This is a genomic window from Rhodocyclaceae bacterium, assembly GCA_020248265.1.
GTDB lineage: Bacteria > Pseudomonadota > Gammaproteobacteria > Burkholderiales > CAIKXV01 > CAIKXV01.
In genome coordinates this window covers 556,937-570,268 of record JADCHX010000004.1, presented here as the reverse complement: position 1 = coordinate 570,268, position 13,332 = coordinate 556,937, and the positions used below count along the sequence as shown (strand labels likewise).

The following is a 13,332-nucleotide window of genomic DNA, read 5'->3' as shown; positions in this document are numbered from 1 at the left end:
GTGCCACTGCTGATTGCGGTGTGCCTGCTGCTCGCGACCGGGATGGTCACGCTCTACAGCGCGTCCAACCAGAGCTTCGACCGGATGGAAACCAAGCTTTTCAACATCGGCGTCGCCTTCGCGGTCATGTGGGTAGTCGCGAATACGCCGATGAGCCAGGTGCTACGCCTGGCCATGCCCGCATACCTGGCCGCGCTCGCGCTGCTTATCGCCGTCGCGCTGGTGGGCGACGTACGCAACGGCGCGCGCCGCTGGCTCGACCTCGGCGTGATCAGCCTGCAACCGTCGGAGCTGATGAAGATCGCGCTGCCGCTGGCGCTTGCCTGGTACTTCGACCGTTACGAGTCGACGCTCAGGCTGCGCAACTTCGTGATCGCAGCCGCGCTGTTCGTGCTCCCCGTGCTGCTGATCCTGCGCCAGCCGGACCTCGGCACGGCGCTGCTGATCGCTTCATCGGGCTGCTTCGTGCTGTTCCTGGCCGGCCTGCCCTGGAAGATCATCTTCGCGCTGGGGGCGGCGGGGGTGGCTGCGCTGCCGCTGGCGTGGTCGGTGATGCACGACTACCAGCGTACGCGGGTGATGATCCTCCTCGACCCGAGCCAGGATCCACTGGGGGCTGGCTATCACACGATCCAGTCGACCATCGCGGTCGGATCGGGCGGATGGTTCGGGAAGGGCTGGCTCCAGGGCACGCAGACCCACCTGGACTTCCTGCCGGAACGGACGACCGACTTCATCTTCGCGGTGTATTCGGAGGAGTTCGGGTTGCTCGGCAATGCCATGCTCCTGCTGATGTTCCTGCTGGTGATCGCCCGCGGGCTGGTGATCACGCTAAATGCCCCGACGGTGTTCACGCGGCTGGTGGCGGGCTCGGTCACTCTGACCTTCGCTACCTATGCATTCGTGAACATGGGAATGGTGTCGGGTATCCTTCCTGTCGTAGGGGTACCGTTGCCGCTGATCAGCTACGGCGGCACTGCGCTGGTGAGCGCCTTCTTCGGCTTCGGCCTGCTGATGAGCATCTCGACCAACCGGAAACTGATCAAGTCATGAACCGCACACCGATCGCCCCGACGCGGTCGCAGGCCGCGCCGGAGCGGCACGCCGTGCTGGCGCTGGCGGTCACCGCCGCAATGGCTGCAGCTGGTTGCGCATCCACCGGACCTGCCCCGGGAACCGCCAAGAGCGCAGGTACTGCCGTCGACGATGCCGCCGTGCGGCCACCGCCCGCCGCCGTACGACCGCCGGCAAAAACGACCTCCCGTCGTGGCGGAGCGTTCTACCTCGACGATGGCCCAGGCGACAATCCACCGCCGAACCTCGACACCATCCCGGATGCCGAGCCACGCAGCGAGCCGCTGCACCGGTTCGCCAACCGGCCATACGTGGTCTTCGGCCGCAGCTACACGCCGATGACCGAACGGGTACCGTATCGCGCGCGCGGCGTCGCCACCTGGTACGGCAAGCGATACCACGCGCAGAAGACCTCGTCGGGCGAGGTGTACAACATGTACGAGATGACTGGCGCCCACCCGACGCTGCCGATCCCGAGCTATGTGCGCGTGACCAACGTCGCCAACGGCAGGCAGGTGGTCGTACGGATCAACGACCGGGGCCCGTTCATCGGCGAGCGGCTGATCGATCTGTCCTACGCGGCAGCGTTCCGGCTCGGTTATGTCGAAGCCGGCAGCGCGACCGTCGATGTCGAGAAACTGATCCCCGGGATCAACTGGCCGGCCGACACCTCGAACCTGGCTTCGCGCGCACCGGCGCCACGGACGGCGGCGCCGACGGTCGTACCCCGCCAGCCATCGCAGCCCCTCGCCGAGGCAGCACTTCCCGCGCCGCCCGCCGCCGCGACGGCACCAGCCAGCCCGGACGAACTCCCGGCACGCACGGGTGCGCTACCGCTGGCTGCGGAGTCCGGCGGCGTATTCCTGCAACTGGGCGCGTTCGGTGACCGGAACAATGCCGAGACCTTCATCGGGCGTATCCGCCCGGAACTCGGCGACGCATCGAAGCTCGCCCACGTCCACCAGTCGCGCGGCCTGCATCGGATACACATCGGCCCCTACGCCAACGAGCGCGAGGCACGCGCTGCGGCAGAATCGCTGATGCGCAGGCTCAACATCAAGCCGGTCCTGGCCGTGCGCTAGGCCGGGCGGCGCTCCTGCCCGGACAGCCGTTACAGCACGTACCGGGCGAGATCCTCGCTGCCGGCGAGGTCCTTCAGGCGGGCGTCAACGTACGGTGCATCGATCACCACGGTATCGCCGGACTGCTTCGGTGCGCTGAACGAGAGTTCTTCGAGCAGTTTCTCCATCACCGTGTAGAGCCGCCGCGCACCGATGTTCTCCACCCGCTCGTTCACCTGCCAGGCGATCTCGGCCAGACGGCGTATGCCATCCGGGCGGAACGCCAGGGCCACGCCCTCGGTGTGCATGAGCGCCTCGTACTGGCGTGTAAGGCAGGCGTCGGTCGCGGTCAGTATCTGCTCGAAGTCGCCGACGGTCAGCGAATCGAGTTCGACGCGGATCGGGAACCGCCCCTGCATCTCCGGGATCAGGTCGGACGGCCGGGTGAGGTGGAACGCACCGCTGGCGATGAACAGGATATGGTCGGTGCGGATCATCCCGTACTTGGTCGTAACGGCCGTGCCCTCGACCAGAGGCAACAGGTCGCGCTGCACGCCCTGGCGCGACACGTCTACACCCGAACCCTCGCTGCGCGTGGCAATCTTGTCGAACTCGTCGATGAACACGATGCCGTTCTGCTCGACATTGGTCAGCGCGCGCTGCTTCAGTTCGTCGTCGTTGACCAGCTTCGACGCCTCTTCGTCGGTCAGCAGGCGCATCGCCTCGCGGATGCGCAGCGTGCGGGTCTTGCGACGTATACCGCCCATGTTGTGGAACATGCCCTGGATCTGCGAGGTGAGTTCCTCCATCCCGGGTGGCGCCATGATCTCCATCTGCGGGTTGACCGCCGCGACGTCGATCTCGATCTCCTTGTCGTCGAGCGCACCCTCGCGCAGCATCTTGCGGAACTTCTGCCGGGTGCTCGAATTGCGGTCGCTGCGGTCGCCGCGCTCGGACACGTCGGCCTGGAAGCCGATATCGCGTGCCGGTGGCAGCAGCGCATCGAGCACGCGTTCCTCGGCGGCATCCGAGGCCCGGTGGCGCATCCGGCGCATTTCGGCCTCGCGCCCCTGCTTGATTGCAGCTTCGGCGAGGTCGCGGATGATCGTGTCGACGTCACGGCCGACATAGCCAACCTCGGTGAACTTCGTTGCCTCGACCTTGATGAAAGGGGCATCCGCCAGCCGCGCGAGCCGGCGTGCGATCTCGGTCTTGCCGACACCGGTCGGGCCGATCATCAGGATGTTCTTCGGCGTGATCTCGTGGCGCAGGGATTCGTCGACCTGTGCCCGCCGCCAGCGGTTGCGCAGCGCGATCGCCACCGCACGCTTGGCCGCATGCTGCCCGACGATGTGCTTGTCGAGTTCATGGACGATTTCCTGCGGGGTCATTGCGCTCATGATTTGGTCATGCCCATAGGTCGGGGCCGGCATCAGGCCGCGGGGCCGGGAAGCTCTTCGATCACGTGGTTCTGGTTGGTGTAGATGCAGATCTCGCCCGCGATCGACAGCGAGCGCTTCACCACCTCGGCCGGCGCCAGGTCGGTGGACTGCAGCAGCGCGCGGGCGGCGGCCTGCGCATAGGCACCGCCGCTGCCGATCGCGACGATGCCATGCTCCGGTTCGAGCACGTCACCGGCACCAGTGATCACCAGCGAGTGGTCGCGATCGGCGATGGCGAGCATCGCCTCGAGCCGGCGCAGCACGCGGTCGGTGCGCCAGTCCTTCGCCAGCTCGACCGCCGAGCGCAGCAGGTGGCCCTGGTGCTTTTCGAGCTTGGCTTCGAACCGTTCGAACAGCGTGAAGGCATCGGCCGTACCGCCGGCGAAGCCGGCGAGGATCTTCTCGTGGTACAGCCGGCGCACCTTGCGAGCGGTCGACTTGATCACGATGTTGCCGAGCGTCACCTGGCCGTCACCACCGAGCGCGACGATCGGGCCGCGGCGGACGGAAAGGATGGTCGTGCCTTCGAACTGCTGCATGGTGCTGGGCCGGACAGGTCTGGTCCTGGATTATACGCAGCCGGACACTCGCGACCGGCTGGCGGCCGCCGTCCGGCGAAGGTGTACGGCCCGGTCAGAAAGTCCCGCGCAGCCCTGCCACGATGCCGCGCCGGCCGTAAGGCGCGAGATCCTTGATGAACGACACATGGTTGCGAGCTTCCTGGTTGAGCAGGTTCACGCCGCGCAGGAACAGGTCGAGCTTCGCCATGGGCACGCTCATCCGGTAGCCGACGCTCGCGTTCACCATCGTGTAGCCGTCGGTCGGCCGTTCATCTGCGGACACGCGATCCTGCCCGCGCACGCGCATCGCATCCAGGCGGGCGGTCAGCGGACCCTGTTCGAACGAAAGCCCGCCACCGATACGCATCGGCGAGATGCGCGGCAACGGTTGGCCAGTGTCCGTGTTCTCGGCGCGGGTGATGTCGCCCTTGAATTCGAGCGCGATCCGGTAAGGACGATCGACAAGCAACGTGCGCGCAGAGGCTTCGGCGCCCTTGAACGCCGCGGGTACGCCGGTGTAGCGCAGCCCGGGCAGGTTACGTGCGGCATCCGGGTCGACGAATGTCGCATCCGACACCAGCGCGATGAAATTGGAGAAACGGTTGTAGAACACGCCGGCACTGCCGGTCACGCGCCCTTCGCGCTTGCGCAGCGTCAGGTCGACCGCATTCGAAACCTCAAGCCCGAACGAGCGGTTGCCGATCTCGAACGCGTTGGTCGCGATGTGCGGGCCGTTCGCGAACAGTTCCTGGTAGTTGGGCGCACGCTCGGTGCGCGACAGGTTGAGCGCGACCGCATACGCCCGGTTCAGGCTGTACACGCCACCGACCGATGCGCTCTTCGCGGTGAAGTTGCGCGTCTCCGCCGGGCCGAAGTTCGGGTCGTCCAGCGCGCCGACGCTGTTCCGCTCCAGGCGGCCACCCGCCTGCAGCGTCAGTGCGTCGATCTTCACTTCCTCGAACAGGAACACGCCGTTGGTACGGTTCGACGTCCGGGGCAGGAAGGCCTCGTCGCCCACCGCCTCGAACTCGAAACGGGTCGACTGGAAGCCGATGGTGCCGCGGAAGGGACCGATCGGCTTGTGCAGCGCCTCGACCCGCATGTCGAAGCCCTGGTTGCGGAACACGGTGCCGACGGTGCCGGCATCGATCTCTGCATGCCGGTAGCTGCTGCGGCCGAACTTGAAGCGCACCGCCTCGAACGCGGCGATGTCCCGGCGTTCGCCGGCGAGGTCGATCCGGGTCTGGTCGAGCTTGATCGACACTTCCGGCTCCTGCACCGCGCCGTAGGTCGAGTTCAGGGTGGATACGCTGCCGCCGAAGTAGCCCTGCGCCCAGACATAGGATGCCCCCACCGCGCCGCCGTCCGACCGGGTCGAACTGTTCACCAGCGTGCCGGTGGTCTCGACGCCACTGGGCGGCGGCGTGGTCGCACGCAGGCGGGCCGAACGCGCGAAGCCGGGGATGCGCAGGTCGTCCGTATCGCGCCGGAACGCATCGAAGTGCAGGTTGAGGCCACCTTCCAGGCCGAAGTCGACCCGGCCCGTCACCGCCTTCTCGCGGTCGTTCGACCCGAAGCGTGTGTCGACCGCACCGGTGACGCCGCGCGGATTGTTCTCGGTCGCGATGCGGCTGTCTATTACGTTGACCACGCCGCCGACCGCGGAACCGCCGTACAGGACGGCCGCCGGCCCGCGCACGACCTCGATGCGGTCGACCAGCAGCGGATCGATCGAGACCGCATGGTCGACGCTGGTGCCCGAGGCATCGAGGTTGGCCACGCCGTTGGTCAGGATGCGGATGCGCTCGCCATCGAGGCCGCGGATCACCGGCCGGCTCGCTCCCGGCCCGAAGTAGCTCGACGAAATGCCTGGCTCGCCGTTGATCGTCTCGCCCAGCGAAGGCGCGAGGCGCTGGCGCAGCGCCTCGCCCTGCAGCACGGTGATCGGCATGGCGAGGTCGAACAGCGCGCTGCCCAGCGGATTCGCGGTGACCACCACCGGTGGCAGTTCGACCACCGGTCGCGGCGCAGCCTGCGGCTGCGCCGACTGACCGGAAGCGTTCGTGCAGGCGAGTGCGCCGGCAATCATTGCAGCCATTCTGGACCGAGCGTGCGTGGACATCTGCATTCCCCCTGGTGCGCACCCGGCGCAACCCGTTCGTTGTGTGCAATCATGTTGCATTTGTCAGCAAGATAATGCAACGCGATTGCGAATGCAACGCACTGCAGGCGCACAGCTCGGCGACCGGGCAGCAAAAAGGGGAGCCGGCGGCTCCCCTTCGAGGGCGATCGGACCGCGCAGTGCTAGCGCGCGACCACCGGCGTCGCATCCACCAGGCGGTAGTACATCCCGCCCGGATCGTTGCGCAGCAGTTGCAGCCGGCCGGCGAGGATGACAGGCTCCTCGCCGAAGCGCATCGGCGCGCGCGCCTGCACCTCGACCAGGGAATCAGGCCCGCCCGGCAGGCAGAACGGGCAACTCGGCGATTGCGCGCTGAGCAGGAAGGTCTTGTGCTGGTCACCCGCGGTCAGCGGCATCATGAAGCCCTGCAGGCGTACCGGCCGGTTGTCCAGGGCCAGCACCGCCGGACTGAACTGCGGCACGAACTTGTCGCGCTGCTTCACCGTCTCGACCTGCGCCAGCGTGCGCCAGGACAGCGTGCCGTTCTTCTCGTCGATCGCCTTCTGCTGGAACTGCTGCGGGATCGGCGACGTGAACACCGCCTCGTCGCGCGTCGGCGTCTTGAACGCGAGCGCGGCCGGCGCGGCGAGCGCAACCAGCACGACCCAGGGCAACCATTTGAACGTGGACATCGGATTGAATCCTCGGTGGCCCGGCAGGCAACGGCACGTAGCGGCGAAGCCGCGCTCGCGGCGTCAGCCCCGGGCGAGCACTTTCGCGATATCGGTCCGGTAGGCTAGCACCGCGGGCAGCATGGAGGCAACGCCGCCGATCAGCAGCGCCAGGGCGACCAGCCAGCCCTCGCCAGGCGCGAGGGTCCACCCGGTGAGCGCCCACTGTGACAGCGCGGGCACGCTGCGGGCCAGCCATTCGGTCAGCCCGTGGCCCGCCAGCAACCCGATCGCCCCCCCGGCCGCGCACAGCAGCAGGCCTTCGAGCAGCATCAGCGCGAGCAGCGCGCGGCGGCGGATGCCGAGCACCCGCAGCATCGCGAGGTCGCGGCTGCGCTCGGACAGGGCGCCGTACAGGCTGATGAACAGTGCGAGGCCCGCAGCGACCAGCAGCACCCAGGCGAACACGCGCAGCGTCTCGACGCCCACCCCGACCAGTCGGTTCAGGCGGACGCTCTCGGCCGCCGGCGAAGCTGCCTGCATCGCGGTCCCCGCATTGACCAGGCGTGGCAACTGGGCAGCGGCCATCGGCGAGGAATACTGGATGAGCAGTGCCGTCAGTTCGCGCCCGGGCGCAGGCTTCGTGCTGCTGCCGGCGCCAGCGACATCACCACCGGGGCTGCCGGCCGAGGCCGCGTCGCCGGTCGGGCCGTCGTGCGGGTGGTCGTGCGCAGGCGCATGTGAATGCGAATGCGAATGCGGCTTCGCGCCTGCCTTCGCGGCCGGACGGGCATGGGAGTGACCCGCATGACCATGGCCGTCGTCCCGCGCCGGCGCTGCCCCGGCTGTCGGAGCCGGCGCGGGGGCCGGTGAACCGGGTGCCATGGCCACCGCACCCGGCGGAAGCGGGTGCACGTCCCAGACGGTCTCGACGCTTACCAGGACCAGCCGATCGATCACGCCACCGGTGGGCGCCAGGATGCCGACCACTTCATACGGGTGTTCGTCATGCGCCGCGCCGCCGTCGACCAGGCCATGCGAGCCGACGATGGTGTCGCCAAGCTTGAGCGGCGAGCCACCGGCCCCGCCGGCGCGCGCGGCCTCGGCACCGACCACCGCCTGCATCTGGCCCGACCAGAGCCTGCCGGACGCGAGCGACGCACCATAGTGCTCGACCAGTGCATGCTCGGTGCCGACGATGCGGTATCCGCGCCAGGTGTCGCCGAGCGCCAGCGGGATCGCCTTCTTCACCAGCGGATGCCGGCTCAGCTTCATCGCCTCGGCATACGGGATGTTGCCGGTCGGCGAGTCGACATGGAACACCGACGACAGGACCAGTTGCAGCGGACTGCCCTTGGCACCGACCACCAGGTCGATGCCCTTCGTATCGCGCTCGACCCGGTCGGCCAGCTGCGTACTGACCAGCAGCATCACGACGATCGATGCCAGCCCGATGGCAAGCAGCAGGACCTGCAGGACCGAGGCGAGCATGCGCGAGCGCAGGTAAGCCACCGCGAGGGTAAACAGGTTCATGCCGGGACCACCTGTCCGACAGCGAGATCCATGCCGGCGACCGCTTTCCCGCCGACCAGTTCCACCCGCCGCTCGATGCGCCCCTTGACCCGCTGGTCGTGCGTGGCGATCACCAGCGCCGCGCCGCTGCGGCTGGCCTGGTCGAGCAGCAGCTCGAGCGCCGCCGAGCAGTTCGCATCGTCGAGGTTGGAGGTGGGCTCGTCTGCCAGCACCAGCGTCGGCCGGTTGATCAGCGCACGCGCAAGCGCCACGCGCTGCTGCTGCCCGAACGACAGGCGGTGCGGGCGCTCGTGCGCACGACCGGCCAGGCCGAGAGCCTCCAGCGCGCCACGCGCAGCCGCGGTATCGCGCGGCAGGCCAGCGGCGTACTGCGCCAGCAGCAGGTTGTCGATCACGCTGAGGCAGTCGATCAGGTGCAGGCGCTGCGGCAGCAGCCCGATGTGCCGGCCACGGAAGCGGTCAAGCGCCGAGCCGTGCAGCGATCCGAGCTCGGTGCCGCCAACCTTCACCGAGCCCTGCGTCGGTACTAGGATGCCAGCCAGGCAGTGCAGCAGCGTGGTCTTGCCGCTGCCCGAGGCGCCCAGCAGCAACCACGGCTCCCCCGCCGCGACCGACCAGGCAGGCATTTCCACCACGGTGGCATTGCCGTAGCGGTGCGACAGGGCGTTGACTTCGAGGACGGTCATGAGAGAGGAGGTTATCGCGGCTTGCGACGCGCGTCACGAGCAGCAGCAGGCGTGCAGCGTGCCAGGGATGCCGTCTTGAAGTCAGTCGGCCGCATCCGGATCCACCAGGCGCCATTCGGGGAACGGATCGGGCAAGACGGCCCACGCCTGAGGACCGCCCGCGCGCTCTTCTGCGGTCAGCAGGCAGGCATCCAGGCCTGCACGCAGCGCGGCTTCGTCCATCCCGATGCCGATGAACACCAGTTCCTGCCGGCGGTCGCCGTGGGGCCCGGTCATCATCGCCTCGATCTCGCGCCGCGCCTCGGGCGCGTCCGGCCACTCCGATGGGTCGACGGCAGACCACCAGAGCCCTGCTGCGCCATGGCGGCAGGCACCGCCCGCCTGCGACCAGCTCGCCGCGAAATCCATGCGCGAAGCCAGCCAGAAGAAGCCCTTCGAGCGGACCACGCCCTGCCACGCGGCCTCGGACCCGGAGTGGATCAGGTCCCAGAAGCGTGCCGGATGGAACGGTTCACCGCCGCGATAGACGAAACTCGAGATGCCGTATTCGACGGACTCGGACTGCTCCTCGCCGCGCAGCGTGCGCAGCCATCCGGGCGACGCCTCGGCCCGCTGGAAGTCGAAGCGCCCGGTATCGAGCACCCGCTCGAGCGGCACCTTGCCGAACCCGGCATCGACGATGTCCGCGCCGGGATTGAGCGAATGCAGGATCGCACGCAGGCGATCGAGCTCGCCCGGCGCGACCAGGTCCGACTTGTTGAGCACGATCACATCGCAGAACTCGATCTGGTCCACCAGCAGGTCGACCACGGTGCGGTTGTCATCCTCGCCCAGGCTCTGGCCGCGTTCGTGGATGAAGTCGGCAGCCTCGTAGTCGCGCAGGAAGTTGAATGCGTCGACCACCGTGACCATCGTGTCGAGCCGTGCGACGTCGCCCAGGCTGCGTCCGTCCTCGCCACGGAAGGTGAACGTCTCGGCGACCGGCAGCGGCTCGGAGATGCCGGTCGATTCGATCAGCAGGTAGTCGAACCGGCCTTCGCCGGCGAGCTTCGCGATCTCGACCAGCAGGTCTTCGCGCAGGGTGCAGCAGATGCAGCCGTTGCTCATCTCGACCAGCTTCTCTTCCGCGCGCGACAGCTGTGCACCACCGTCGCGCACCAGCTGGGCGTCGATGTTCACCTCGGACATGTCGTTCACGATCACCGCGACCCGGCGCCCCTCGCGGTTGTTCAGCACGTGGTTGAGCAGGGTGGTCTTGCCGGCGCCGAGGAAGCCGGACAGCACGGTCACCGGCAACCTCCGGTCGGGCACTCCCGCCGCGCCGGGGCCGGTGGGCAGGTCTTTCACGGATGCCGGCATGGCGGGATCTTCAACGTACGGCCGCGCCGGGCGCGACCGGCTCGGGCGCACCCTCGACGCACAGGGCCAGCCCCTGCTCGAGCAGTTCGCGCGGCAGGTTGCGGCCGATGAACACCATCGTGCTGGTGCGCTTCTCGCCGGCCAGCCAGCGCCTGCCGGCAGAACCGCCCATCATCATGTGCACGCCCTGGAACACCATGCGCGTGTCCTCGCCGGCGACATTGAGCACGCCCTTGTAGCGCAGCAGGTCCTGTCCGTAGAAGCGGATCACGCCGTCCAGGAAACCCTCGAGCTTCGCCATGTCGAACGGACGATCTTCGCGCCAGGCGAAAGATCCGATCTCGTCGTCGTGCTCGTGCGTGACGTCTTCCAGGAACGCCGGCTCGATCTCGAGGATGGAATTCAGGTTGAAACCGCGCACGTCGAGCAGTTCGCGGATGTCCGCTTCGCCGAAATGTACCCGCTTCACCGGTGCGCGCGGGTTCATGCGCCGCAGTCGCTCGACCAGCGCGACGACTTCTTCTTCCGGAACCAGGTCTGTCTTCGAGAGCAGGATGCGGTCGGCGAATCCGACCTGCTCCTGGGCTTCGTGGTGTTCGTCGAGTTGCAGCGGTGCGTGCTTCGCATCGACCACCGTGACGATCGAGTCGAGCAGGTAGGCCTCGCTGATCGACTCGTCGACGAAGAACGTCTGTGCGACCGGTGCAGGGTCTGCGAGACCGGTAGTCTCGATGATCACGCGTTCGAAGGCCAGCTTGCGGTGCTTCTTCTCGAGTTCACCGAGGATGCGGATCAGGTCGCCACGCACGGTGCAGCAGATGCCGCCGTTGTTCATCTCGACGATCTGCTCTTCCGGGTTCTGCAGCAGGATCTCGTTGTCGATGCCCACCTCGCCGAACTCGTTCTCGATCACGGCGATGCGCCGGCCGTGCTGCTCTTTCAGGATCCGGTTGAGCAGCGTCGTCTTGCCGCTGCCGAGGAAGCCGGTAAGGATGGTGACCGGAATCTTCGGCCGTGCCCCGGTACTGGATTTGGTCATGGCAAGCCCTTGATGGTCGACTCGATACGGTGGATGCGGGTGGGATGGAACGCGCACGCGGCATCCGGTCGACAGGCGCGCGGGCTGCAGGGCCCGTCGCCCGCTCGCGTTGCCCGCTAGCGCCTGACTCGGCGCGGCGCAGGCCGCACGCAGGACTTGCACTGACCCTTGACCGTCACCTCGACCCCTGCGGATCGATACCCGGCAGGCAGGCGCGGACGCAGCGTGGTGGGGACGTCATCCAGGCAGATTACCTGGCTGCAGTCGGTGCACTGGAAGTGCGCATGGTGGTGGGCCTGCTTCTGCCCGGCGATGGTGAACCGCCACACCCGGTCGTCTCCGGGGATCTTGTGCGCGATCTGCTGGCGGGTGAGCCAGTCGAGCACCCGGTATACGGTGACCCGGTCGAGCGGACCGGCCACCGCCGCCTCGATCTCGTGGTGGGTCAACGCCCGGCCTGCCGCCTGCAGGACCTCGAGCACGAGGATGCGGCCCTGCGTGACGCGTGCGCCCGTGGCACGGACCAGCTGCTCGGCCGAGGACACGGCTGCTGGGGAACTACGGCGGGATTCAGGGGTTGCTGCGCGCATGGCTGCCTCCGGAAAGAAGGTTAGCATCGAGGAACATCTTATGCAATCTTGTTGCGTTTATTCGCCGGGCCCGCGCGCCGCAGGGCGAAACGCCCCGGCGGCATGCCGGCGTTCAGTTGGCAGGGGCCGCGGGCGCGAGCGCCCTCGCCACCTCGTCGATATTGTGACTCATCATGTCGTGATAGGTCAGTGCCCGCTTGTCCTTCGCAGACAGCGCGTCCGAGAAAAGCGTGCCCCCGACGCGGGCGCCGGATTCCCGCGCCAGCTGCTCGACCAGGCGCGGGTCGCTGATGTTCTCGACGAACACCGCGCGGATGCGCTGCGCACGGATCTGCTTCGCCAGTTGCGCCACGTCCTTCGCGCTCGCCTCGGAGTCGGTGTTCACCCCGCGTGGGGACAGGAACGTCAGGCCGTAGGCGCGCGCGAAATAGCCGAATGCGTCATGGCCGACGACCACCCGCCGCTCCGACGCGGGGATGGCGCCCAGGCGCGCACGGGCCCTCTCGTCGAGTTGCGCCAGCTGCTCGTCATAGGCCTTCGCCCGCGCGCGATAGCCCGCCTCGTGCGCTGGATCGGCGGCCGAAAGCGCGTCGGCGATGTTCGCGACATAGCGGCGGGCATTGGCAAGGCTCTGCCAGGCATGCGGGTCGACTTCACCGTGGTCGTGGCCATGGGGTTGGCCATGCTTGTGCGAATGCGCCCGCGGCTTCACCTTCAGCACGTCCACGCCATCGCTGGCCACCACCAGCGGCCCCTTGTATCCGGAGGCCGCGATCAGCTTGTCCATCCAGCCTTCGAAGCCCAGCCCGTTGACGAACACGACCTTCGCACCGGCGATCGTCTTCGCAGCGGCGGGCGTCGGCGAGAACACATGGGCGTCGCTGTCCGGCCCGACGAGGATGGCGATCTCGACACGGTCGCCGCCGACATTGGCGACCAGGTCGGCAAGGATGGTGAAGGTGGCAACCACCGCCAGCTTCGGTTCCACGGCGGGGGCGGTGGTGGCGGCCGATGCCTTCGATGCATCGGCTCCCCGTCCGCCATCGGCGGAAGGACCGCAACCCGCCAGCAGCATCAGCAAGCCGGCCATCCCTGCGACGATGGTGCAGCGGCGCGCGGGAAGCACGCACGGGGAGGAGGCGCGATGGGAATTCATGGCGGTGAAGCTCCGGATGGAAAGCGAAAGCTGGCTGCG

11 protein-coding genes and 1 pseudogene are annotated in these 13,332 nt (G+C 67.9%); 2 read left to right on the top strand and 10 right to left on the bottom strand.

Annotated features, from left to right (window positions below):
• Nucleotides 1-42: 42 nt before the first annotated feature.
• Nucleotides 43-1,053, top strand: coding sequence for a rod shape-determining protein RodA (gene rodA, locus ING98_06415; protein MCA3101486.1), 1,011 nt, complete (start codon nt 43-45; stop codon nt 1,051-1,053).
• On the top strand, nt 1,050-2,156 hold the full coding sequence (locus tag ING98_06410) for a septal ring lytic transglycosylase RlpA family protein (protein MCA3101485.1): 1,107 nt from the start codon (nt 1,050-1,052) through the stop codon (nt 2,154-2,156). The genes rodA and ING98_06410 overlap by 4 nt, the downstream gene beginning before the upstream one ends.
• 29 nt (nt 2,157-2,185) lie before the next feature.
• On the opposite strand, the gene hslU is transcribed toward ING98_06410, so the two are convergent.
• From hslU to ING98_06360, 10 genes and pseudogenes are all read right to left on the bottom strand, one after another.
• Nucleotides 2,186-3,535 carry an ATP-dependent protease ATPase subunit HslU gene (hslU, locus tag ING98_06405; protein ID MCA3101484.1) on the bottom strand — a complete coding sequence of 450 codons (1,350 nt, stop codon included), beginning with the start codon at nt 3,533-3,535 and terminating at the stop codon, nt 2,186-2,188.
• 32 nt (nt 3,536-3,567) lie between these two features.
• The gene (hslV, locus tag ING98_06400) at nt 3,568-4,116 is read right to left on the bottom strand and encodes an ATP-dependent protease subunit HslV (protein ID MCA3101483.1); all 549 of its coding nucleotides are present in this window, start codon (nt 4,114-4,116) and stop codon (nt 3,568-3,570) included.
• Nucleotides 4,117-4,210: 94 nt separating this feature from the next.
• Nucleotides 4,211-6,226 (bottom strand): TonB-dependent receptor, encoded by a 2,016-nt coding sequence (locus ING98_06395; GenBank protein MCA3101482.1) that lies wholly within the window; start codon nt 6,224-6,226, stop codon nt 4,211-4,213.
• Nucleotides 6,227-6,441: 215 nt separating this feature from the next.
• Nucleotides 6,442-6,951: a DUF3299 domain-containing protein gene (locus tag ING98_06390; GenBank protein ID MCA3101481.1), complete on the bottom strand. Its 510-nt coding sequence runs from the start codon at nt 6,949-6,951 to the stop codon at nt 6,442-6,444.
• 882 nt (nt 6,952-7,833) lie between these two features.
• Nucleotides 7,834-8,457, bottom strand: a pseudogene (locus tag ING98_06385) (ABC transporter permease).
• A 2-nt stretch (nt 8,458-8,459) separates the two neighbouring features.
• On the bottom strand, nt 8,460-9,149 hold the full coding sequence (locus tag ING98_06380; GenBank protein MCA3101480.1) for an ABC transporter ATP-binding protein: 690 nt from the start codon (nt 9,147-9,149) through the stop codon (nt 8,460-8,462).
• Nucleotides 9,150-9,230: 81 nt separating this feature from the next.
• On the bottom strand, nt 9,231-10,508 hold the full coding sequence (locus tag ING98_06375) for a GTP-binding protein (protein ID MCA3101479.1): 1,278 nt from the start codon (nt 10,506-10,508) through the stop codon (nt 9,231-9,233).
• 10 nt (nt 10,509-10,518) lie between these two features.
• Nucleotides 10,519-11,547 (bottom strand): GTP-binding protein, encoded by a 1,029-nt coding sequence (locus ING98_06370; GenBank protein ID MCA3101478.1) that lies wholly within the window; start codon nt 11,545-11,547, stop codon nt 10,519-10,521.
• 116 nt (nt 11,548-11,663) lie between these two features.
• Nucleotides 11,664-12,137: a transcriptional repressor gene (locus ING98_06365; protein ID MCA3101477.1), complete on the bottom strand. Its 474-nt coding sequence runs from the start codon at nt 12,135-12,137 to the stop codon at nt 11,664-11,666.
• Between the two features lie 112 nt (nt 12,138-12,249).
• Nucleotides 12,250-13,212, bottom strand: coding sequence for a metal ABC transporter substrate-binding protein (locus tag ING98_06360; protein MCA3101476.1), 963 nt, complete (start codon nt 13,210-13,212; stop codon nt 12,250-12,252).
• Between the last annotated feature and the right edge of the window lie 120 nt (nt 13,213-13,332).

What these genes read in the sequence shown, in the direction of transcription:
- rodA (MCA3101486.1), top strand. Translation starts at nt 43, where the DNA reads ATGGTCACGCTCTACAGCGCGTCCAACCAGAGCTTCGACCGGATGGAA.
- ING98_06410 (MCA3101485.1), top strand. Translation starts at nt 1,050, where the DNA reads ATGAACCGCACACCGATCGCCCCGACGCGGTCGCAGGCCGCGCCGGAG.
- hslU (MCA3101484.1), bottom strand. Translation starts at nt 3,535, where the DNA reads ATGAGCGCAATGACCCCGCAGGAAATCGTCCATGAACTCGACAAGCAC.
- hslV (MCA3101483.1), bottom strand. Translation starts at nt 4,116, where the DNA reads ATGCAGCAGTTCGAAGGCACGACCATCCTTTCCGTCCGCCGCGGCCCG.
- ING98_06395 (MCA3101482.1), bottom strand. Translation starts at nt 6,226, where the DNA reads ATGATTGCCGGCGCACTCGCCTGCACGAACGCTTCCGGTCAGTCGGCG.
- ING98_06390 (MCA3101481.1), bottom strand. Translation starts at nt 6,951, where the DNA reads ATGTCCACGTTCAAATGGTTGCCCTGGGTCGTGCTGGTTGCGCTCGCC.
- ING98_06380 (MCA3101480.1), bottom strand. Translation starts at nt 9,149, where the DNA reads ATGACCGTCCTCGAAGTCAACGCCCTGTCGCACCGCTACGGCAATGCC.
- ING98_06375 (MCA3101479.1), bottom strand. Translation starts at nt 10,508, where the DNA reads ATGCCGGCATCCGTGAAAGACCTGCCCACCGGCCCCGGCGCGGCGGGA.
- ING98_06370 (MCA3101478.1), bottom strand. Translation starts at nt 11,547, where the DNA reads ATGACCAAATCCAGTACCGGGGCACGGCCGAAGATTCCGGTCACCATC.
- ING98_06365 (MCA3101477.1), bottom strand. Translation starts at nt 12,137, where the DNA reads ATGCGCGCAGCAACCCCTGAATCCCGCCGTAGTTCCCCAGCAGCCGTG.
- ING98_06360 (MCA3101476.1), bottom strand. Translation starts at nt 13,212, where the DNA reads ATGCTGCTGGCGGGTTGCGGTCCTTCCGCCGATGGCGGACGGGGAGCC.